We start from the raw sequence: 20864 nt of genomic DNA, 5'->3' as shown, positions 1-20864 counted from the left end.
GCAGCCTGGTCATGGGCCTGAGCACCAACGCCCCGATCATCCTGCTGCCCGGCATGGACGGGACTGGACAGTTGCTGAAGCCCCTCGCCGAACGTCTGTCGGCGAACCGCCCTACGCACATCATCGCCTATCCCTTCGATCGGTACCTCGACTACGACCAGCTCGCACGGTTCGTCGGCGAGCGCTTGCCTCGGCATCGCTTCGTCATTCTGGGGGAGTCATTTTCTGGACCGATTGCAATCGAGATCGCAGCCACGAACCCGCGAGTCGCCGGGCTCATCCTTGCGTCAAGCTTTGCGCGGCATCCGCTGCCGCGGTGGATGTCGCCGCTCACTTGGCTGCTCGATGCGCGATGGATGCCGTCCACGCTCATGGCCGCAGCCATCATGGGATCGGCGACAACGCCGGAGCTCAGGCAACGGCTGCAAGACGTCCTGCGCTCGCTGCCGCCGGCGGTCCTGCGCGCGCGGGCCAAAGACGCGCTCCGGATCGACCGGCGCGACCGATTGCGTGCGACCACCTGCCCGATGCTGTGCATGCACGGCAGTGCGGACCTGCTCATTGGTCAGAGAGAAATCTCGGACATCCTTGCGGCTCGGCCCGATTGCGAGCTGTGCGAGCTTGATGCGCCCCACATGTTGCTGGCGACTCATGCCAAAGCTGCTGCCATGGTCATCGATGCGTTCTGCGAGCGCGTTGCACCCGTTCACGATTGAATCGGCAGGGTGGCAAAGGCGAGAGCGCGGTGCATCTCCGGGCGAGCTCGTGGTGACGCCGTGCCCGCCGTCTTGCTGGAGCATGCGCGGATAGACGGTGGGCATGCTGCCGCCTGCGGCGGCTGCTTTGCCCACCCTACGAGGTGTCAACTACTCCTCGAACCCGACGAACACCGTCGCGTCCTTGACCGATTTGCGCTCGGAGACCACGGCATTGGCCGGGAAATCGTGATCCGGCCAGCCGAGCGCGATGCTCTTCATGATGATCTGGTCGTCGGCGATGCCGGCGTGCTCGCGAACCACCGGCGATTGCATGATGCCCTGGCTGTTGATGACAGCGCCGAGGCCGCGTGACCAGGCGGCGTTGACCAGCGCCGTCGTCACCGCACCGCAATCGAACGGCGTGTCGTCGCTGCCGTCGAGCACGCGGTCATAGGTGACGATGATGCAGACCGGGGCGTCGAACTGGCGGAAGCCGCGCAGCACCCAGTCCTGGCGTTTGTCCTTGTCGTCGCGCGCGATGCCCATCGCGGAGAACAATTGCTTGGCGACCTGCACCTGGCGGTCGCGGTGATGGCCTGCGAACGGCTGGCCCGTGCGAAATTCACGCGACTGCGGGACACCGGCGACCATGCGCTCGGTGTTGCCGGCGCGGATGCGGTTGAGCGGCTCGCCGGTGATGACGTAGAAATTCCAGGGCTGGGTGTTCATCGACGACGGCGCGCGCATCGCGAGTGTGATGATCTCCTCGATCAGCGCGCGCGGCACCGGATCGGGCTTGTAGCCGCGAATGCTGCGGCGGCCGAGGATGACGTCGTCGAATTCCATGTGCGTGGACTTCCTGCCCTGAGTTTGTTTGGTCGCGATCTTCGCGGCTTTTGAGTTCCGGCGCAAGATTGGCGACCGCCAGCAAGACCTTTCCGCGCGCTATCGTGTGTCCATCGACGCAATCATGCGCGCCAGATCGAAGGGACTTTCCACCAGGCGGTCTGCACCGGCCGTCTCCAGCTCATCACGGCTGCCATAGCCCCAGAGCACGCCAAGGCTGCGCAGGCCCACCGCGTGTGCGCCGGCAATGTCGTGGCGGCGATCGCCGATCATGACGCCGTCGCGCGCGGAGATATTCCGCATCGAGAGAATATGCGCGAGCAGCTCGGGCTTGTGGTCCAGTGCGCCTGACGGCACCGAGCCATGGATGGCGGTGAACAACGATGCCAGCTCGAGATGCTCCAGGATGCGGCGCGCAAACACCTCACGCTTCGATGTCGCCAGATAGAGCCGCAGGCCGGCGCCGTGCATCTCCAGCAATGCCTCACGGATACCCGGATAGAGCGCGCAGTCGAACAGGCCGACATCGCCATAATGCCGGCGATAGACCAGAACGGCTTCGTCGACACGGTCGTCGCCATGGGCCTGCAGCAGCGCATGCAGCATGTCCTGCAAGGGCGGCCCGATGAAGGCGGCGATGTCGAGCGTGTCGTCGGGCGTATGTCCGAGCGATCGTAGAGCGGCCCGCGTGCTGGCAGCGATGCCGGGGCGTGAATCGATCAGAGTGCCGTCGAGATCAAGCAGAACCGAATGAATGGAAGAGTGAAGCGAAGACATGGCCGAGCATAGCGCCGAGCGGCAAAAGCGCCAACCTCGATATCGCCCCGTCGCGGGGACGGCTCGTCACGCAGTCCTTTGCGTCAAATCTCTTCTGACGCAGGATGCGCCGGCTGGCCTTCAACGCCCAGCATGACTGGAGGATCACACGAATGGACTTCTCCATCGAATGGCCGGACGACTTCGCCAACTACGAATGGGAAGTGACGGCGAAGGGGTGGTTTACGCTGACAGTTATCGTTTCAGACCGACGATATTGTCTGAACGTCTATGATCCCGCTCGCCTCGGCCAGGAGATTCAATCCGACTTCAAGCGCGGGAAGCCGTTCTTCGAACCGAATCTGGTTGTCGTCGAATCCGTGACGCGCGCCGCAATCGAACAAGCCGTCCAAGAGCTCGTGCGATCGGACCGCGCCGCCGACTTGATCGAAGAATCGACGGAGTCGAAAGCACGGTAGATCAGGGTCAAGTCTTCAATCCGCGCCCCTGCCGAACACCCATTCGAGCGCGGCATTCTGGGCATGCAACAGAAATGCCTTCGCTTGCGTCACGCGACAGGTATGGTGCCGCATCGCATCGTCGGAGACCTCCTGCCCCCGCGTCACCGGCGGACAAGGTAGGAACTCCAGATCCGGCCGCAGACCGTCGAGGAGATCTGCGGTGATCTGATAGTCCTGCAAGGCGCCGGCCTCATCATCCCCAGGCCAGCAATCGGTGATGATCACGTCGGCGTCCTGCAAGGCGGCAAGATCAGTCGTCACGTGGAAGCGCGGAGACTCGCCCTGCGCATGCCACCGCGCCGGATAGACCTGAACGACGTCGATCGGAAGCACCTGCGCGGCCTCGATCCAGGAGCCGAGGATGTTGGCAGCCGGCGCCACCACGGCAATCTTCAGGCCGTCGATGGTACCGCGGCGATGCCACAGGAAGGCGAGGTCCCCGAGCGTCTCGCAAGGGTGATTCTGCCGCGTGCGGGCGTTGATCACCGGTGCCTGCGCCCAGTGCGACAATGCATAGAGCATCTCGAGCTCCGGCGTGCGGCAGACCACGGCATCGAACCAGTTGTCGAGATAGGCGGCGAGATCCTCGATCGCCTCCGTCGCGTTGAGACGGATCGGCGCGTGCACACAGAGACCGCCCATCGCCTGCACGCCGAGATCGAAGGCCGTGGTGTTCCGCCAGCCGCCATCATCGACCACGAGCGCGATGCGGCGGCCTGCGAGCGCTTGCGGCATCGCGCGCGCCCGCCAGCAGGCGGCGAGTTCCTGCGCGCGCATCAGCATGCCGAGGATATCGGAGCTGTCGAGGTCACCCAGGGCCAGGATGTCGCGCTCACCCACCATGCACTCTCATCACATCCTCAAGGGCGGGCCGATCGGTCTGAAGGCCGGTGTCGGTCATGCGCCGTTCGCGATTGCCCTGCCCCCACCACGAGCATAACCTTCGTGAAAAATCCAGGGAAGGAACCGCGTCGATGGCACAGATCGCAACGATCGAGACCGGGCTGTATCGCATTCCGCTCAGCGTGACGCTGTCCGACAGCACGCATGGCGAGATGACGGCGTTCGAGCTGATCACCTGCCGCGTGCGTGACGCCGACGGTGCCGAGGGCACAGGCTACACCTACACCGTCGGCCGCAACGGCTATGCCGTGGCCGACATTCTCAAGCGCGAGATCACCGAGCTGGTTGCAGGCTACGAGGCCGACAACACCGAGGCCATCTGGCACCGGGTGTGGTGGGGCCTGCATTATGGAGGGCGCGGCGGCCCTGTCGTGCTGGCGCTGTCGGCGCTCGACATCGCGCTGTGGGACCTGAAGGCGCGGCGGGCCGGCCTGCCGCTGTTCCGCCTGCTCGGCGGCTTCGATGCGCGGGTGCCGTGCTATGCGGGCGGCATCGATCTTGATCTCTCGATCGATGCGCTGCTGAAGCAGACCGACGACAATCTCGCGCGCGGTTTTCGCGCCATCAAGATGAAGGTCGGACGGCCCGATCTCGGCGCCGACGTCGCGCGCGTGAAGGCGATGCGTGAGCATCTCGGCGACGGCTTTGCGCTGATGGCGGATGCCAACATGACGTGGACGGTGGAGGAGGCGATCCGCGCGGCGCGCGCCTTGCAACCGTTCGACCTCACCTGGCTGGAGGAGCCGACCATTCCCGACGATATCGCGGGCCACGCGCGGATTCTCGCCGCCGGCGGCGTGCCGATCGCGGCCGGCGAGAACCTGCGCTCGCTATGGGACTTCAAGAACTACATCGCCGCCGGCGCCGTGTCCTATCCCGAGCCCGACGTCACCAATTGCGGCGGCGTCAGCGCCTTCATGAAGATCGCGCGGCTGGCGGAAGCGTTCAACCTGCCGGTCACCAGCCATGGTGCGCACGACATCACCGTGCACCTGCTCGCCGCCTGTCCGAACCGCTCCTATCTCGAGGCGCACGGCTTTGGCCTGGACCGCTACATCGAGCATCCGCTGGTGCTCGAGAACGGCATGGCGCAGGCCGCGTCGCGGCCGGGTCACGGCATCCGTTTCGACTGGGAGGGACTGGCGAAGCTCGCGGGGTGAGGCGCTCACGCGCCGGCGAACACCTCATCATACGCCAGGCGCACGGCGCGCAAGTCACGCGTTCGCCGCCACTCCTCCAATTGCGTCGCCACCGCGTAGGTGATCAGCAGCGAGCGGCGGCGCGCGCCGCTGCGGTTGCGCGTGGCGCCATGCAGCAGATCGACGTCGAACAGCAGGATGTCGCCGGCCTGGCCCGCCGTGACGAACGGCGCCGCCTGCGCATCATCGGCGTCGAGATGATGTGTGCCGGGCGCGATCTGCGTGGCGCCGTTGTCGGAACAGTAGGAATCGAGAAAGGCCAGCGCCGACACCGCCTCCTTGCGCCCGCGCGTGACGCTGTCGCGATGCAGCGGCTGCTGGCCGCCATCGGGCAGCGGCTCGCGTCCCTCGACCTGGCCAAGGAAGAACGGCGCCTGCAGGATGTGATGCACGGCGGCCAGCATCGCGGGCAGGCGGCAGAGTTGCTGGACGGTCGCGTCGGCATCGACCATCGCATGGCGCCAGTCGCGGCCGCGCGGGACCGGCCATTGGTCGGATGGAATCGACCCCTGCTCGAACGCCTCACGCAGCGCGGCGATCCACGCAGTTGGGACCGCGCCGCGCAACAGCAGATAGCCGTCCATATCCAGACGCCGCGCATCGGCGGCGTCGAGCGTCGCGACGCGGGTCGTGGCGATCGTGGTCAGCGCGGCGGTCATGCAGCCCCAAGGTGTCGTGTCGGCCAGGCCGCATCCTCAACGAAGCATCTGCGCCGCGCAAGCGCCGCCCGCGCGCCGGCGACATGGACGAAGATTTCGCTTGCGCCGCGCTCGCGCCGCCGTACCAAAGCCGTCGATTGGTTTGAGGCATATTCGAACGTGGACAATTCTCTTTCAGCCCGCGGCGGCCCGCTCGCGCGGCGCGGCTTCGACGACGTTCTCGGCGGATCGGCTGCCAGCGTCCTGAGCGTCACCTACGGCCTGTCCTATGCGCTGCTGATCTTCGCAGGCCCGCTCGCACCGCATCTTGGCCAGGGCATCGGCATCACCTTCGCGGTCTCGGCCGTCATCGCCCTGGTGCTGGCGCTCGCGAGCTCGCTGCCATTTGCGATCGGCGCGCCGGACAGTTCGACCGCGGCCGTGACGGCCATTCTCGCCGGCTCGCTGGTGGAGCGGCTGGTCGCGACCGATCCGGCGGCGCCGCTGCTGATGCCGGTCGTCATCACGCTCGGGCTGACCAGCCTCGTCACCGGGCTGGTGCTGTGGGCCTGCGGCATGAGCCGGCTCGGCCGCGCCATCCGCTACGTGCCCTACCCCGTGGTCGGCGGCTTTCTCGGCGCCACCGGCGCGCTGATCGTGATCGGCGCGGTCGGCGTGATCACCGGACAGCGGCCGCAGCTCTCGACCTTGTCGACGTTGGCGCACGCGCAGACCGCCTATGAGCTCGCCGCCGCGGCGGCGATGGCGCTGCTGCTCTATCTGACGTGGCACCGCTCGCGCAATCCGTTCGGCCTGCCGGTGATCCTGGTCAGCGGCACGGTCGCTGCGCATCTCGGCTTCTGGCTCTCCGGCATCAGCCCGGCCGATGCGCAGACGATGGGCTGGACGTTCCAGCCGCCGCCGCATGTCGCGCTGGTGTGGCCGTGGACGGCGGCGGAGCTCGGCAGCTACCCCTGGGCGGCGCTGCCTGACGTCGCCGGCAATCTCGTGGCCGTCGTGTTCGTTACCGCGGCGAGCACGCTGTTCAACACCGCGGGCATAGAGGTCGCGACCCATCACGAGGCCAATATCGAGCGCGAGCTCGCGGTCACCGGCGTCGCCAATGCGCTGGCCGGCGTGCTCGGCGGCTATACCGGCTGCATCTCGATCAGCCGCACCGTGCTCAACGTCAAGGCCGGCGGCTCCGGCCGGATCTCCGGCCTCACCGTCGCCGTCATCTCGCTGCTGATGCTGGCCCTGGCGCAGCCGCTGCTCGGCTACATGCCGAAATTCGTGCTCGGCGGGCTGCTGCTGTATCTCGGCGCGGATACGCTGCACAAATGGGCGGTGCAGTCGCGGCGGCGGCTGTCGAGGACCGACTATGCCTCGCTGCTGCTGATCATCGCGATCATCCTGGCCTGGGGCTTCATCGCCGGCATCCTGATCGGCGTCGTGATCGGCTGCGCCGCCTTTGCGCTGAGCGCGGCGCGGATCAGTGCCGTGAAATACGCCTTCGACGGCACCGAATATCGTTCCTCGCTCGATCGCTCGCGCGACGACCAGGCGGTGCTGGCGGCGCATGGCCGCGAGATCCAGGGATTGAACCTGCAGAGCTACCTGTTCTTCGGCTCGGCCAACCGGCTCTACCAGCAGGTCAAGGCCTTGCTGTCGCGGCGACCGGAGTGCCGCTTCCTGGTGTTCGACTTCAAGCTCGTCACCGGCATGGACTCATCGGCCGCCTACAGCTTCGCGCAGATCAAGCGCCTCGCCGAGGAGCGCGACATCCGCCTGGTGCTGGTGCATCTGTCGCCGGCGGTGGCACGCGCGCTGCGCGCCGGCGAATTCATCAGCAAGGAGGTCTCGGTCGCGCCGGAGCTCGATCACGCGCTCGAATGGTGCGAGAACGCGATCATCGCGCGCCACCAGGGCCAGGCGCAGGACGAGGCATCGCTGCGCGACTGGTTCGCGCGCATCCTCGGCAGCGCCGCCGACGCCGAGGAGCTGATCGGCCGCTGCGAGCGGCTCGACGTCGCCGCCGGTACGACGATCGTCCGCGCCGGCGACCCGGCTGCCTCGATGCACTTCATCCTCGACGGCCGGGTCGGCATCATGGTGCCGGCGGAACATGGCGGCACCACGCGGGTGCGCAGCCTCGGCCGCTACACCACGATCGGCGAGATGGGCCTGGTGGCGCACACGCCGCGCAGCGCCACGATTCAGGCCGAGACCGACAGCGTGCTGTATGAGCTGACCATCCCGCGCTTCGAGGCGATCACGCGCGAGCATCCGGCGCTGGCGCAGAAGCTTCTCACCTATTTCGTGACGATCATGGCGGAGCGGCTGAGCTTCGCCAACCGCACCATCGCCGTGCTGCGACGATAGGTCATCGCGCCGCGATCCCCGTCACCCCCCGGGAGTTAACGCCCTGGTAACCGGGCGGGCGTACGGCTCGGAGGACATCGATTGTCACGTTCTGAAACATGAGGAAAGGAAGCGTTCGCGCGCTTCAGTCGAGCCCATGGCCGTCGTTTCCAGCACGAGCTACATCTCACCCGCGATGGAGCGGGTCTACCGCCAGAGCAATCTGCTCGGCGAGTGGAAGGGCAGTTGGACCGCCAACGGCCAGGCCGTGAGCTTCAAGGTCGTGAACATCAGAGGCGCGGCGGCGACGGTGGAATACACCCACAATGGCCGCACCGAACGCGGCATCGGCCAGGTCAACGGCTCCACCATCGATTTCGGCGCGGTCACGCTCGGCACCAAGAACGGCAAGAACGCGGTGCTGCTGTTCTCGGCCGGCGGCGGCAAGGCCAGCGCCGTGCTGGAGAAGCAGGTGCCGCCCGCCAGCGAAAGCAATCTCGCCGGCAGCTGGGCAGGCTATTCCGGCGACAACGGCATGAGCGCGAGCTTCCGCGTGCTGTCGGTCAACGGCAAGCAGGCGCAGGTCAGCGTGACCAACAACGGCATCACCCGCACGGGCACCGGCCTCGTCTACAACGACGTCATCATGTTCGAGCAGACGCAACTCTCGACCAAGGACGGCAAGAGCGGGACGGTCATCTACCAGCTCGGCAACAAATCCTACTCCGTCCCGGTCAACAAGCTGCCCTCGGCCGTTTAGCGGCCGGCCGGCGGGCCGGGGCTTACACCCCGGCCATCATCACATATTTGATCTCGAGATATTCCTCGATGCCGTGGTGCGAGCCTTCGCGCCCGAGGCCGCTCTCCTTGACGCCGCCGAACGGCGCCACCTCGGTGGTGATGAGACCGGTGTTGACGCCTACCATGCCCGATTCCAGCGCCTCCGCGACGCGCCAGACGCGGCCGAGGTCGCGGGCGTAGAAGTAGGACGCGAGACCGAATGGCGAGGCGTTGCACATCGCGATCACGTCGGCCTCGTCCTTGAAGCGGATGACGGGAGCAAGCGGGCCGAAGGTCTCCTCATGCGCGACCAGCGCGTCCGCCTTCACGTCGCGCAGCACGGTCGGCTCGAAGAAGGTACGGCCGAGCGCGTGGCGCTTGCCGCCGGTGACGACCTTGGCGCCACCCTTGACCGCATCGGCGATGTGGCGCTCGACCTTCTCGACCGCCTCGGCGTTGATCAGCGGCCCCTGCACAACGCCGGCCTCGGTGCCCTCGCCGATCTTCATCGCCGCGACCTTGGCAGCCAGCTTCTCGACGAAGGCGTCGTAGATGCCGTCCTGCGCATAGAGCCGGTTGGCGCAGACGCAGGTCTGGCCCATGTTGCGGTACTTCGAGACAACAGCGCCTTCGACCGCCGCATCGACATCGGCATCGTCGAACACCACGAACGGCGCGTTGCCGCCGAGCTCGAGCCCGAGCTTCTTCACCGTGCCGGCGGACTGCCGATACAGAATCTTGCCGACCTCGGTCGAGCCGGTGAAGCCGACGAAGCGCACCGCCGGGTGCTCGCACAGCACCTTGCCGATCGGCGGCGCGTCGCCGGTGATGATGTTGAGCGCACCCTTCGGGATGCCGGCGCGCTCGGCCAGCACGGCGAGCGCCAGCGCCGACAGCGGCGTCTCATTGGCGGGCTTCAGCACCACGGTGCAGCCGGCGGCGAGCGCCGGCGAGACCTTGCGGGTGATCATCGAATTCGGAAAATTCCACGGCGTGATCGCGCCGCAGACGCCGATCGGCTGCTTCAGCGCCAGCAGGCGCGCGTCCGGCTTCTGCGTCGGAATGGTCTCGCCATAGACGCGGCGCGCCTCCTCGGCGAAGAACTCGATATAGGCGGCGCCGATATCGACCTCACCGAGCGCTTCCGCCAGTGGCTTGCCCTGCTCGGAGGTCAGGATCAGCGCGAGATCCTCGCGGTTGGCCGCGATCAGCTCGAACCATTTGCGCAAGATGTTGGAGCGCTGCTTGGCGGTCTGCCTGGCCCACAGCGGAAAGGCGCGCGCGGCGGCCTCGACGGCCTGCGTGGTCTCGGCGGCGCCGAGCTGGGCGACCTTGGCGAGCTCGACACCGGTGGCGGGATTGACGACCGGGAACACCGGCGTACCGACCCAGGCGCCGTCGATGTAGCACTGCTCACGCAGCAGCGACGGATCCTTCAGGCGGTCGCGCAGGCTGGCGGTGGCGGATACGCGGGCGGTGGCGGTCGATGTCATCTGGCGGCTCCCTCGAAGCGATCGTTCTGTCGCATGCGAATATAGCCACCGCCGGCCGTAGGCGCACCGCGTGTGCGCCTCGGGACCGGTACATTCGACCGGGCCAACCGTGCCTTGACGGCACCAAAGGCGGTGCTCTACGAAGTGGCACCGCGCAGAGCGGGCCTTAGGCCGCGCCGCTCATGTAGGTCTCACGACGGCCGATCATCCGCTCCGCCGCGGCCTTGGCGTCGGCCTTGGTCGAGGTCGCGCAGGTCCGGTATTCGAGATCGGGCAAAGCCGCGGGATCACGGCGGCCGAACCAGGATTTCTGCCCCACGGGCAGCAGCGCCAGCGCCTGCGCCACATTGTCCACCGCGCCGAACGAATACAGCGCGCCAGTGGCGGCAATGCGGACCTCGTAGATCCCAGGCGTGATCGGTGCCTCGATATTGTCACCGCGGCCCGGCCGCGGATACCGCTTCCACTCGCTCCAAGTCGAAATCATATCGCCCCCAACGGCGGACGTTGCCGCCAAAACACGTGTGTCCGGCCGGAAAAGGCCGGTTCTTGAACCCTTTAATGCAGAAATGGTTGCAACTCACAACAGTCCCAAGCCCGCGGCGGGAACATGGCGCCTATGTGTCGGACCAGCGACCTCATGGAACTAATCATGATTCTCTGAACAATTTGAAGCGCTGTGGCCGATTGAACGAACAAGTCCCGAGGGCCTGTGATCGCGCCGCATCATCACGAGATCGCGATCAGCTGCGTCCCTGCGGGTTCTTGCTGCCCAACGCCGGCCGGGGAACAATTCGGTACCGCCAATAAGAGCGGAACGGAGGACACCATGCTGAGCAAGACGAATATCGATGGCGTGCTGCGCCCGAGGGCGGACGCGGGCGAGATACCAGGGGTCGTCGCCATGGCGGCCGACAGCAGCGGCGTGATCTACGAAGGCGCGTTCGGCAAGCGCGATCTCGGCCGCGACGAACCGATGACCACCGACAGCGTGTTCTGGATCGCCTCGATGACCAAGGCGATCACCTGCGCCGCCGGCATGCAGCTGGTCGAGCAGGGCAAGCTGTCGCTGGACGCGCCGATCGGCGCGGTGCTGCCCGACCTCGCCGCGCCCAAGGTGCTCGACGGCTTCGATGCGAATGGCGAGCCGATCCTGCGGCCGGCCAAGACCGCGATCACCTTGCGCCATCTCATGACCCACACCGCCGGCTTCTGCTATGATATGTGGAACGGCGACATGGCGGCCTATGTGCAGAAGGCTGGCACGCCCGGGATCATTACCTGCAAGAACGACGCACTGAAGCTGCCGCTCGCCTCTGATCCGGGCACGCGCTGGGAATATGGCATCAACATCGACTTCGTCGGCAAGGCGGTGGAGGCCGCGAGCGGCCAGACGCTCGATGCCTACCTGCGCGACAATCTGTTCGCGCCGCTCGGCATGAACGACACCGGCTTCAAGCTCGGCCCGTCGCAGCGGTCGCGGCTGGTCGGCATGCATGCGCGCGGCGAGGACGGCAGCCTCGCGCCGATCCCGTTCGAGATCGAGCAGGAGCCGGAATTCCACATGGGCGGCGGCGGGCTGTATGGCACGGCCGGCGACTACATCCGTTTCACCCGGATGATCCTCAACAATGGCCGCGGCAATGGCAACCAGGTGCTGAAGCCCGAGACCGTCGCCGCGATGCGCGACAATCACATCGGCGAGCTGGAGATGACCAAGATGGCCGCCGCCGTGCCCGGCGTGACCAACGACGTCGACCTCTATCCTGACATCGTGAAGAAGTGGGGCCTCAGCTTCATGATCACGACGGCGCAGACGCCGGAAGGCCGCAGCGCCGGCAGCCTCGCCTGGGCCGGCCTCGCCAACACCTACTACTGGATCGATCCGGCGCGCGACGTCACCGGCGTGATCCTGATGCAGCTGCTGCCATTCGCGGACCGGCTGTGCCTGGAGACATTCGCCGGCTTCGAGCGCGGGGTGTATGCAGAGCTGGACGCCGCGGGCGGGCAGAAGGCGGCGTAGTGAGCTGAGGGGCGTGCGGAGGCGAGTGATCGCGGGATCACTGCGCCTCCACACACGAGGCGATATAAACTAATTAGTTGACGTTCCGAGAACGACACGGTCCGCCGCACGACCGGCGCGCCCCCTCTCCCCGTCCTTCACGGGGAGAGGGTTGGGGTGAGGGGCAGCCACACCCACCGACCGTGCGGAAAGCCCCCCTCACCCGGATCGCATCTGGCGATGCGATCCGACCTCTCCCCGCACGCGGGGAGAGGTAAGAAGGACCGAGCAAGCGGGGCCAGCTTACGTCCCACGCAGTCCTGTGAGTTAAACCTTCAACCCGTTCTGCGCCGCCAGATCCTTCAGCGACACCTGCGGCCGGGCACCGATGTGCTGGATCACCTCCGCCGCGGCGAGGCCGCCGAGCTTGCCGGCGATCTCGTAGCCGGTCTTGCGCACCAGCCCGAACAGGAAGCCCGCGGCAAACAGGTCGCCGGCGCCGGTCGTATCCACCAGCGTCTCGATCGGATGCGCCGGCACCGCGATCACGCCGTCGTTCGACACCACGACGCAGCCCTTGTCGCTGCGGGTGACGATGCCGAGCGTGGCATCCTCGCGCAGCTGCTTCAGCGCGCCGTCGAAATCGGATGTCTGGTACAGTGAATGCAGCTCGGCCTCGTTGGCGAAGACGAGATCCACGGTGCCGCCGCGCATCAGGTCGAGGAACTCCTCGCGATAACGATCGACGCAGAACGCATCCGACAAGGTCAGCGCGACCTCGCGTCCGGCGTCATGCGCGATCGTCGCCGCCTTGACGAACGCATCCTTGGCGTCCTTGGGGTCCCACAGATAACCTTCGAGATAGACGATACGCGCCGCCGCAATCTGAGCGGGATCGATGTCCGCGACGGTGAGGTTCTGGGCCGCGCCGAGATAGGTATTCATGGTGCGCTCGCCATCCGCCGTCACCAGGATGTAGGAGCAGCCGGTGGCCGGGCCGTCGGAGGCCGGCGCGGTATCGAAGGTGACGCCGGCGGCGCGGATATCGTGGGTGTACATGCGCCCGATCTGGTCGCTCTTGACCTTGCCCACATAAGCGGCACGGGCGCCGAGGCTCGCCAGCCCCACGATGGTATTGGCGCCCGACCCGCCCGACATCTCGGTCGCCGGCCCCATATCGGCATAGATCGCGGCTGCGCGGCCCTCGTCGATCAGCGCCATGCTGCCTTTCGTCATGCCATGCTTGGCGAGAAAGGCCTCATCGGTCTGTACAAGCACGTCGAAAATCGCGTTGCCGATCCCGAGAACATCGTATTTCGCGTCAGTCATCCACTGGCCCCGTTTACGGCGTTTGCAAACGCTGCGGCCTATCACAAGCGGCGCTGCTATAGAAGCCTGATGATCCGCTCATTCGTGACTGTGTTGTCAGGAACACTCGCCTCGCGTCTCCTCGGCTTCGTCAGGGACGCGTTGATGGCCGCGCTGCTCGGCGCAGGCCCGGTCGCGGACGCATTTCTCGCGGCGTTTCAGCTCGTCAACGTCATCCGGCGATTGCTCACGGAGGGCGCGCTCAACGCAGCGCTGGTGCCGATGTGGTTGCGGATATACCAGCAATCAGGCGCGACCCAGGCGGCAGCTTTTGCCGGCCGCGTGCTCGGCACCGTCAGCACCGGCCTGCTGATCGCAACCATCGCGCTGGCTGTGCTGATGCCGTTCGCAATGACAGTGCTCGTGCCTGGCTTCGCCGGTGACGAGACACTCACTCTCGCCGTCAACGACGCAAGACTGATGCTGCCCTATCTCGCCTTCGCAGGGCCTTCGACGGTGTTGCTGGCGCTGTCGAGCGCGCAGGGGCATTTCGCGCTCGCTGCCTTCGCACCGCTGTTGTTCAACGTCGCGCTGATCGCGATGACGATCGTGCTGCTGATGCAACATCCGGATCCGTCGCAGGGCGCGCTGCTGCTCGCCGCGACGATCGGCGCCGCCGGCCTGCTGCAGCTCGCGATGCTGGCGCAACGCAAGCGCGGCAGCCGCATCGCGTCGCCGATGCGCGTGACGCTCGATGCCGAAATGCGCGGCTTCTTCGCCAAGGCGCTGCCCGGCATGGTCGCGAGCGCCGGGCCGCAATTGCTGGCGGTGGGCGGCGCGATCGTCGCCTCGACCTCGCCGTCGGCGGTGTCATGGCTGTATTTCGCCAACCGCCTCGTCGAACTGCCGCTCGGCCTCGTCGGCGTCGCCATGGGCGTCGTGCTGGTGCCGGAGCTGACGCGCGCCTTGCAGTCCGGCAATCGGCAGGCGCTGTCGGAGGTGCAGTCGCGCGGTCTCGAGTTGACGATCGGGCTCGCACTGCCGGCGAGCCTCGGGCTGATGATCCTGAACGAGCCGGTCGTCCGTTTGCTGTTCGAACACGGCGCGTTCACGACCGGAGACGCCAGGGCGACGGCGCAGGTGCTGACGTGGCTCGCGGCGGGGCTTCCCGCGCAAGTGCTGACCAAGGCGCTGCAGCCCGCCTTTTTCGCGCGCGAGAACACCCAGACGCCGCTGCGCGCGACCTTGATCGGATGCGGCGTGGCGATCGCGATGGCCTTCCTGCTCAGCCAATCCTTCGGCGCCCCCGGCATTGCCGCGGGCCTTGCGCTCGGCGCCTGGGCCAACGCCGCCGTGCTGCTTCGGCGCGGCGCCGCGCAGTTCGGGTTTTCCGTCCGCCCGGAAAGTTGGCGCCGCCTGCCGCGGATCGCGCTCGCGGCGGCAATCATGGCAGGCGCGCTCTGGGGAGTCTCGTCACCTGTGCTCGGCGCCACCGGCGGACATCATCTCGGCGCGGCGGTCGTGCTGCTGGCCCTGATTGCGGGCGCCGTGGTCCTCTATGCGGCGCTGCTCCTCGCCTTTGGCCTCGTCGACTGGCGCGAAACCGTCCGGGCGCTCCGGCAAAAGCCCGCGCGCGACTTGCACGTTTGAGGCGCTCGTGCCAAACGACGCCCAAATCCATCATCCGGAACAGTGACCATGGCCTTCGTGGAACGGGTTTTCTCGGGCGTCCAGCCGACCGGCAACCTGCATCTCGGCAACTATCTCGGCGCGATCGTCAACTTCGTGAAGATGCAGGAGACGCACAACTGCATCTATTGCGTTGTCGACATGCACGCGATCACGATGCCGGTCGACGTCTGGGGCGGCCCGGCGGAGCTGGCGCGCAACACCCGCGAGGTGACCGCCGCGTTCATTGCCGCCGGCATCGATCCGAAGAAGCACATCGTGTTCAACCAGAGCCAGGTCTCCGGCCATGCCGAGCTCGCCTGGATCTTCAACTGCGTCGCGCGCATCGGCTGGCTGAACCGCATGACGCAGTTCAAGGAGAAGGCCGGCAAGGATCGCGAGAACGCATCGGTGGGCTTGTACGACTATCCGGTGCTGATGGCGGCCGACATCCTGCTCTACCGCGCGACCCATGTTCCGGTCGGCGAGGACCAGAAGCAGCATCTCGAGCTCTCTCGCGACATCGCGCAGAAGTTCAACAATGATTTCGGCGACGCGATCCGGGCGCAAGGTTTCGGCGACGGCCTGTTCTTCCCGCTGCCCGAGCCGTTCATCACCGGCCCGGCGACGCGGGTGATGTCGCTGCGCGACGGCACCAAGAAGATGTCGAAGTCCGATGCCTCGGATTATTCGCGCATCAACCTGACCGACGATGCCGACACCATCGCGCAGAAGGTGCGCAAGGCCAAGACCGATCCCGAGCCGTTGCCGAGCGAGGAGAAGGGCCTGGAAACGCGGCCGGAGGCCGACAATCTCGTCGGCATCTATGCCGCGCTGTCGGACCGCAGCAAGGCGGACGTGCTGCGCGACTTCGGTGGCGGCCAGTTCTCCAGCTTCAAGAATGCGCTGGTCGAGCTGTGCGTCACCAAGCTCGGGCCGATCGCCGCCGAGATGAAGCGGCTGACGGCCGACCCGGGCTATGTGGACTCGGTGCTGGTCGACGGCGGTGAGCGTGCCCAGTCGATCGCCGCGGAGACCATGAAGACGGCCAAGGACATCGTCGGCTTCATTCGCAAGCGCTGATCGGGCAGCCGCAGCCCGGATGAGCAAGCGACATCCGGGCTACAGAGTCGCACCACCGATTGTTTTGCGGCAACGCACTGCGCTGAACCCGCAAGGTCAGCGCGCACAACATGTCACCAACGTCAGATGGAACCTGCGGCCCCTCTCCCCAACCGAGGCGGGCTGTGGCAGCATAACGTCCCCTTCGACTCGCACAGCAGGCGGGACCGAGCATGGCGGTGCAACGGCAGAGCTACCAGACCGGCCACGCGCCGAAATGCCTCGTCGTCGTCGACGACAGCGAGGAATGGAATCGCGCCATTCGCTATGCCGGACGCTGGGCCGTCCGGTCCGGCGGCCGCATCGTGATGCTGCACGTGATCGAGACCGAGGACCAGAACCAGCAATGGCTGGGGGTCGCCGACCTCATGCGGGCCGAGGCCCAGGATGAGGCCAATGCCGAGCTGGATCAGGCGGCGGCGCTGCTTGCAACGCTCGGCGTGGCCGCGCCGGAGCGGGTCATCCGCGAGGGCGAACCGACCGAACAGATCCTGGCCACGATCGAGCATGACAGCGACATCGCGCTGCTGGTGCTCGCGGCCCATTCCGGCCCGGAAGGCCCGGGGCCGCTGGTGACCCACGTCACCAAGACCAGCGGCGCCTTCCCGATCCCGCTGGTGATCGTCCCCGGCGACCTCGACGACGCCGATATCGACGCTCTTTCATAGGTTTGGCGCGGGAACGCGGACATAGCCCTCTTGATCGTGCGCGCCGCCTTGCCATCTGCTATGACGACACCACAGGCCGGCCTTGAACCGGCGCTGCCGGAGAAAATCATGTTCATCCAGACCGAAGCCACCCCCAATCCCGCCACCTTGAAGTTCATCCCGGGCCGCGTCGTGCTGCCCACGGGCACGATGGAGTTTGCGAGCCGCGACGCCGCCACGCGGTCCCCGCTGGCCGAGCGTCTGTTCGCCGTCGACGGCGTGACCGGCGTGTTCTACGGCGCCGACTTCATCACCGTGACCAAGAGCGACGGCGAGTGGCAGCATCTCAAGCCGGCGATCCTCGGCGCCATCATGGAGCACTACATGTCGGGGGCGCCGCTGCTCGCCGACGGCAGTGCCGAGAATGATGCCTCAGCCGATGAGGATGACGAGTTCTTCGACGAGGCCGACACCGAGACCGTCGGCATGATCAAGGACCTGATCGAGAGCCGCGTGCGCCCGGCCGTCGCCAATGATGGCGGCGACATCACCTTCCGCGGCTTCAAGGACGGCATCGTCTATCTCAACATGAAGGGCTCCTGCGCCGGCTGCCCGTCATCGACCGCGACCCTGCAGCACGGCATCCAGAACCTGCTGAAGCACTTCGTGCCGGAAGTGGTCGAAGTCCGTCCGATGTGAGAAGTGGCGAATAGCGAGTAGCGAGTAGCGAGTAGCGAATAGGAATTCGTCTCGCTTCTATTCGCTACTGCCATTCGCTATTCGTGCCCGTCTCACGCCGCCTTGCCGATGGTGGCGGCCTCGGCCGCCGCCTGTCGCATGCTCGATGACATCTCGCCGGTGACGGTGCTCTGCTCGCCCACCGCCTGCGCCGTCGACGACACGTAGTGATCAACGCTCTGGATCGCGGCCTTGATCGCGTCCAGCGCCCCGACGACATCGGACGAAATGCCGTTGAGATTGCCGATCTCGCTGCCGATGCGGTCGGTGGCCTGCTTGGCCTGGTTGGCGAGGTTCTTCACCTCGCCGGCCACGACGGCGAAGCCGCGACCGGCCTCGCCCGCGCGCGCCGACTCGATCGTCGCATTGAGCGCCAAAAGGTTGATCTGGCCGGTGATGTTGCCGATCAGCTCGACGATGCTGCTCATCGACCCCGCCGCCGAGGACAGCCGCTTGGCCTGCTGGTCGGCGTCCTCGACGCGCGTCACCGCGGCCGTCGCGGTCTCCTTGGACTTGGCCATCGCATCGGCGATCTGCTGCACCGAGGAATTGAGCTGCTCGGCGCCGGCGGCGACATGCTCCATCATGCTGCGGACCTTGTCGCCCTTCATGCGGGTGATCACCTGGGAGGTGACGTCGGTGGCGAATTTCACGATCTTGAACGGCTTGCCGTTGAGGTCCTTGATCGGGTTGTAGGTGGCCTGGATCCAGACCTGCCGTCCGCCCTTTGCGGCGCGTTCGTATTCGCCCATCTGGAACTCGCCGCGGCCCAGCCCGGCCCAGAACTCGCGATAGTCGGCGCTGTCGCTCATGCCCGGCGGCATGAACATGCGGTGGTGCTGCCCCTTGATCTCGGCCAACGTATAGCCGAGCGTCCTGAGGAAATTGTCGTTGGCGTCGAGCACGAGACCGTTGAGATCGAATTCGATCACCGCCTGGGATTTTCGGATGGCGGCGATCTGGCCGGCGAAATCGGCGGCCATCAGCTTCTGCTGCGTGACGTCGGAGGCATATTTCACCACCTTGAACGGCCGTCCATCGTCATCGAAGATCGGATTGTAGGAGGCGAGAATCCAGACCTCGCGCCCGTCCTTGCCGCAACGCTTGTACTCGCCGGAACGGAACTCGCCGCGATTAAGGCTGGCCCAGAACTCCTTGTAGGCGGCGCTGTCGCGGTCACCCGGCAGCACGAACATGCTGTGGTGGCGGCCCTTGATCTCGGCGAGCGTATAGCCCATCGCGCCGAGGAACTGGTCGTTGGCATCGATGATCGTGCCGTCGAGATTGAACTCGATGACCGCCTGCACCCGCCCGATCGCCGCGATCTTCCCGGCATCCTCGATGCTGCGCATCTTCTGCGCCGTGATGTCGGCGGCGAACTTGATGATCTTGACCGGCTTGCCGCCATCGAGCACCGGATTGTAGCTCGCGTGGATCCAGACCGGCCGCTGGCCCTTGCCGAAACGCTTGTACTCGCCGGAGCGGAACTTGCCGCCTTTCAGGTCGGCCCAGAACGCCTGATACTCGGCGCTGTCGCGCAGCTGCGGCGCAACGAACATCCGGTGGTGCTTGCCCTTGATCTCGTCCAGCGTATAGCCCATCGCGTCGAGGAAGTTCTTGTTGGCGGTGATGATCGTGCCGTCGGTGCCGAATTCGATCACGGCCTGCGAGCGGTTGATCGCCTCGACCTGAGCCATCGCATCGCGCGACGCCGAGCTGCCTGACCAGAATGACATGGAAGATCCTCTTTTCGGGATGCGGGGCAGCGCCGCCCGAAGGGTCGCGCGCCAGCCGTCGCAATCTCTGCAGGGGACAACTCCCACATGCCCGGAAAGATTTGCTTAAATGATTGCCAATTCAGTAGTTTACCTGCTCGGTGGTTGCCGCGTGATGCGTTTTTCCTGATCAGGATGTAAGAAGACGGCAACTGACTTTATCAAAATACCGAAAAAGGTATTCGGCGCTCTCTGACTGCGAACCAGACCGGATGTTGATCCTCGCCATCGATACTGCACTCGACCATTGCGCCGCCGGCGTTCTCAATACTGATTCGGCTGAGATGATCGCGCAGGAGACCTTGCCGATGAAGCGCGGCCATGCCGAGGCATTGATGCCGCTGCTTGCGCGCGTGATGCAGCAGTCCGGGATCGGCTTCGCCGATCTCGACCGCATCGCAGTCACGACCGGCCCCGGCAGTTTCACGGGGCTGCGCGTCGGGCTCTCGGCCGCGCGCGGCATTGCGCTCGCGGCCCACAAGCCGGTGGTCGGCGTCACGACGCTGTCGGCCTATGCCGCGCCGGTGGTGACCGAGGACGGCGCGAGCCCGGTGATCTCGGCGATCGATGCCCGGCATGATCATGTCTACTACCAGGTCGTCAGCGGCAGCGGCGAGGAGCTGGTGCCGCCGCAGGTCGCCGCAATCGACGACGTGCTCGCGGCGGCACGCCACGGCGCGCCGCACCTCGTCGGCAATGCGGCCGCGATCCTTGCCGGCCGCTGGCCCGCGGAGATCAGCGCGCCTGTCGCGGTCGACAACCAAAGCGGCCCCGACATCGGCTGGGTCGCGTGGCTGGGTGCGGCGGCAGATCCGGCGCAGGCGCCGGCGCGGCCGTTCTACTTGCGCGCGCCCGACGTCAAGCCGCCGGCAAGCATGCAAGCTCCGGCGCAGACGGCCGTGTCGTCATGAACATGTTCTTCCGCTGGCTTGGCCGCGCCAAGCCCTCGATCGAGGCGGCCTCGCCGCGCGACGCCGCCAAGCTCGCGCAGATTCACGCGGCCTCGTTTCACCGCGGCTGGGGCGAGGGCGAGTTCGAGACCATGCTGATGGAGCGCAACACGCTGATCCATCGGTTGCAACTCGGTCGCAAACTCATCGGCTTCATCGTCTCGCGCATCGGCGCCGACGAGGCCGAGATTTTGTCGGTCGCCCTTGACCCAAATCAGCGCGGTCGCGGCCTTTCTCGTGATTTGTTGTTGACGCATCTCGGACATCTGGCAGGCCGTGGCGTCCGGACGGTTTTCCTCGAAGTCGAGGAAAACAATCAGCCAGCCCGCCGCCTTTATGAACGCGCCGGATTTTCGACCGTGGGCCGGAGGGAACGCTATTACCTTCAACCTGGCGGAGAACAGTTGAACGCGCTTCTGATGCGCCGGGACTTGTCGTAACCTGCGCTTGGTGGCAGAA

Annotated in this window: 20 protein-coding genes; 12 read left to right on the top strand and 8 right to left on the bottom strand. The window is 66.2% G+C overall.

Going from position 1 to position 20864, the window contains the following annotated elements; all coding sequences use genetic code 11:
• Window positions 1-11: 11 nt before the first annotated feature.
• Window positions 12-716, top strand: coding sequence for an alpha/beta fold hydrolase (locus ACQR1Y_RS08865; protein ID WP_434876268.1), 705 nt, complete (start codon window positions 12-14; stop codon window positions 714-716).
• A gap of 150 nt (window positions 717-866) precedes the next feature.
• Here the strand turns inward: ACQR1Y_RS08865 and ACQR1Y_RS08860 are convergent, their stop codons facing one another.
• Together ACQR1Y_RS08860 and ACQR1Y_RS08855 are read right to left on the bottom strand one after the other, a co-directional pair.
• Window positions 867-1544: a nitroreductase gene (locus ACQR1Y_RS08860; RefSeq protein WP_434876269.1), complete on the bottom strand. Its 678-nt coding sequence runs from the start codon at window positions 1542-1544 to the stop codon at window positions 867-869.
• Between the two features lie 99 nt (window positions 1545-1643).
• The gene (locus ACQR1Y_RS08855; protein ID WP_434876270.1) at window positions 1644-2321 is read right to left on the bottom strand and encodes an HAD hydrolase-like protein; all 678 of its coding nucleotides are present in this window, start codon (window positions 2319-2321) and stop codon (window positions 1644-1646) included.
• A gap of 152 nt (window positions 2322-2473) precedes the next feature.
• Here ACQR1Y_RS08855 and ACQR1Y_RS08850 point away from each other — a divergent pair, with 152 nt between their 5' ends.
• Window positions 2474-2779, top strand: coding sequence for a hypothetical protein (locus tag ACQR1Y_RS08850; RefSeq protein WP_434876271.1), 306 nt, complete (start codon window positions 2474-2476; stop codon window positions 2777-2779).
• 15 nt (window positions 2780-2794) lie between these two features.
• Here the strand turns inward: ACQR1Y_RS08850 and ACQR1Y_RS08845 are convergent, their stop codons facing one another.
• On the bottom strand, window positions 2795-3664 hold the full coding sequence (locus tag ACQR1Y_RS08845) for an ornithine carbamoyltransferase (protein WP_434876272.1): 870 nt from the start codon (window positions 3662-3664) through the stop codon (window positions 2795-2797).
• Window positions 3665-3795: 131 nt separating this feature from the next.
• Here ACQR1Y_RS08845 and ACQR1Y_RS08840 point away from each other — a divergent pair, with 131 nt between their 5' ends.
• The gene (locus tag ACQR1Y_RS08840; protein WP_434876273.1) at window positions 3796-4884 is read left to right on the top strand and encodes a mandelate racemase/muconate lactonizing enzyme family protein; all 1089 of its coding nucleotides are present in this window, start codon (window positions 3796-3798) and stop codon (window positions 4882-4884) included.
• A 5-nt stretch (window positions 4885-4889) separates the two neighbouring features.
• Here ACQR1Y_RS08840 and ACQR1Y_RS08835 read toward each other — a convergent pair whose 3' ends face one another.
• Window positions 4890-5582: a phytanoyl-CoA dioxygenase family protein gene (locus ACQR1Y_RS08835; protein ID WP_434876274.1), complete on the bottom strand. Its 693-nt coding sequence runs from the start codon at window positions 5580-5582 to the stop codon at window positions 4890-4892.
• Between the two features lie 159 nt (window positions 5583-5741).
• Here ACQR1Y_RS08835 and ACQR1Y_RS08830 point away from each other — a divergent pair, with 159 nt between their 5' ends.
• Both ACQR1Y_RS08830 and ACQR1Y_RS08825 read left to right on the top strand, forming a co-directional pair.
• Window positions 5742-7943: an SLC26A/SulP transporter family protein gene (locus ACQR1Y_RS08830; protein ID WP_434876275.1), complete on the top strand. Its 2202-nt coding sequence runs from the start codon at window positions 5742-5744 to the stop codon at window positions 7941-7943.
• Window positions 7944-8079: 136 nt separating this feature from the next.
• The gene (locus ACQR1Y_RS08825; protein WP_434876276.1) at window positions 8080-8682 is read left to right on the top strand and encodes a hypothetical protein; all 603 of its coding nucleotides are present in this window, start codon (window positions 8080-8082) and stop codon (window positions 8680-8682) included.
• Between the two features lie 22 nt (window positions 8683-8704).
• Here the strand turns inward: ACQR1Y_RS08825 and ACQR1Y_RS08820 are convergent, their stop codons facing one another.
• Together ACQR1Y_RS08820 and ACQR1Y_RS08815 are read right to left on the bottom strand one after the other, a co-directional pair.
• The gene (locus ACQR1Y_RS08820) at window positions 8705-10195 is read right to left on the bottom strand and encodes an NAD-dependent succinate-semialdehyde dehydrogenase (RefSeq protein WP_434858091.1); all 1491 of its coding nucleotides are present in this window, start codon (window positions 10193-10195) and stop codon (window positions 8705-8707) included.
• Window positions 10196-10361: 166 nt separating this feature from the next.
• Window positions 10362-10682 (bottom strand): hypothetical protein, encoded by a 321-nt coding sequence (locus ACQR1Y_RS08815; RefSeq protein WP_434858090.1) that lies wholly within the window; start codon window positions 10680-10682, stop codon window positions 10362-10364.
• A gap of 342 nt (window positions 10683-11024) precedes the next feature.
• Between ACQR1Y_RS08815 and ACQR1Y_RS08810 the strand changes: the two genes are divergently transcribed.
• Window positions 11025-12218, top strand: coding sequence for a serine hydrolase domain-containing protein (locus ACQR1Y_RS08810; protein ID WP_434876277.1), 1194 nt, complete (start codon window positions 11025-11027; stop codon window positions 12216-12218).
• A 306-nt stretch (window positions 12219-12524) separates the two neighbouring features.
• Here ACQR1Y_RS08810 and ACQR1Y_RS08805 read toward each other — a convergent pair whose 3' ends face one another.
• Window positions 12525-13526 carry an adenosine kinase gene (locus ACQR1Y_RS08805; protein WP_434858088.1) on the bottom strand — a complete coding sequence of 334 codons (1002 nt, stop codon included), beginning with the start codon at window positions 13524-13526 and terminating at the stop codon, window positions 12525-12527.
• Between the two features lie 69 nt (window positions 13527-13595).
• Between ACQR1Y_RS08805 and murJ the strand changes: the two genes are divergently transcribed.
• The 4 genes from murJ (at window position 13596) to ACQR1Y_RS08785 (ending at window position 17641) form a co-directional block, all read left to right on the top strand.
• Window positions 13596-15155: a murein biosynthesis integral membrane protein MurJ gene (murJ, locus tag ACQR1Y_RS08800; protein WP_434876278.1), complete on the top strand. Its 1560-nt coding sequence runs from the start codon at window positions 13596-13598 to the stop codon at window positions 15153-15155.
• A 48-nt stretch (window positions 15156-15203) separates the two neighbouring features.
• Entirely contained in the window at window positions 15204-16256 is a 1053-nt protein-coding gene (gene trpS / locus ACQR1Y_RS08795) for a tryptophan--tRNA ligase (RefSeq protein WP_434876279.1), read from the top strand.
• 212 nt (window positions 16257-16468) lie between these two features.
• Window positions 16469-16963 (top strand): universal stress protein, encoded by a 495-nt coding sequence (locus tag ACQR1Y_RS08790; RefSeq protein WP_434858085.1) that lies wholly within the window; start codon window positions 16469-16471, stop codon window positions 16961-16963.
• Window positions 16964-17071: 108 nt separating this feature from the next.
• A complete protein-coding gene (locus tag ACQR1Y_RS08785) occupies window positions 17072-17641 on the top strand; it encodes a NifU family protein (RefSeq protein WP_434858084.1) in 570 nt (189 codons plus the stop codon).
• Window positions 17642-17733: 92 nt separating this feature from the next.
• On the opposite strand, the gene ACQR1Y_RS08780 is transcribed toward ACQR1Y_RS08785, so the two are convergent.
• Window positions 17734-19416, bottom strand: a complete 1683-nt coding sequence (locus ACQR1Y_RS08780; RefSeq protein WP_434876280.1) for a methyl-accepting chemotaxis protein — start codon at window positions 19414-19416, stop codon at window positions 17734-17736.
• Window positions 19417-19667: 251 nt separating this feature from the next.
• Between ACQR1Y_RS08780 and tsaB the strand changes: the two genes are divergently transcribed.
• A complete protein-coding gene (gene tsaB, locus ACQR1Y_RS08775; protein WP_434876281.1) occupies window positions 19668-20366 on the top strand; it encodes a tRNA (adenosine(37)-N6)-threonylcarbamoyltransferase complex dimerization subunit type 1 TsaB in 699 nt (232 codons plus the stop codon).
• Complete coding sequence (gene rimI, locus ACQR1Y_RS08770; RefSeq protein WP_434876282.1) at window positions 20363-20845, top strand: ribosomal protein S18-alanine N-acetyltransferase; 483 nt, start codon at window positions 20363-20365, stop codon at window positions 20843-20845. The genes tsaB and rimI overlap by 4 nt, the downstream gene beginning before the upstream one ends.
• Window positions 20846-20864 lie beyond the last annotated feature (19 nt).

Origin of the sequence: Bradyrhizobium sp. HKCCYLRH3099, assembly GCF_051167855.1 — a bacterium.
Taxonomy (GTDB): domain Bacteria; phylum Pseudomonadota; class Alphaproteobacteria; order Rhizobiales; family Xanthobacteraceae; genus Bradyrhizobium.
The sequence above is the reverse complement of the archived record's forward strand: the minus strand, read 5'-3'. Positions and strand labels throughout refer to the sequence as shown.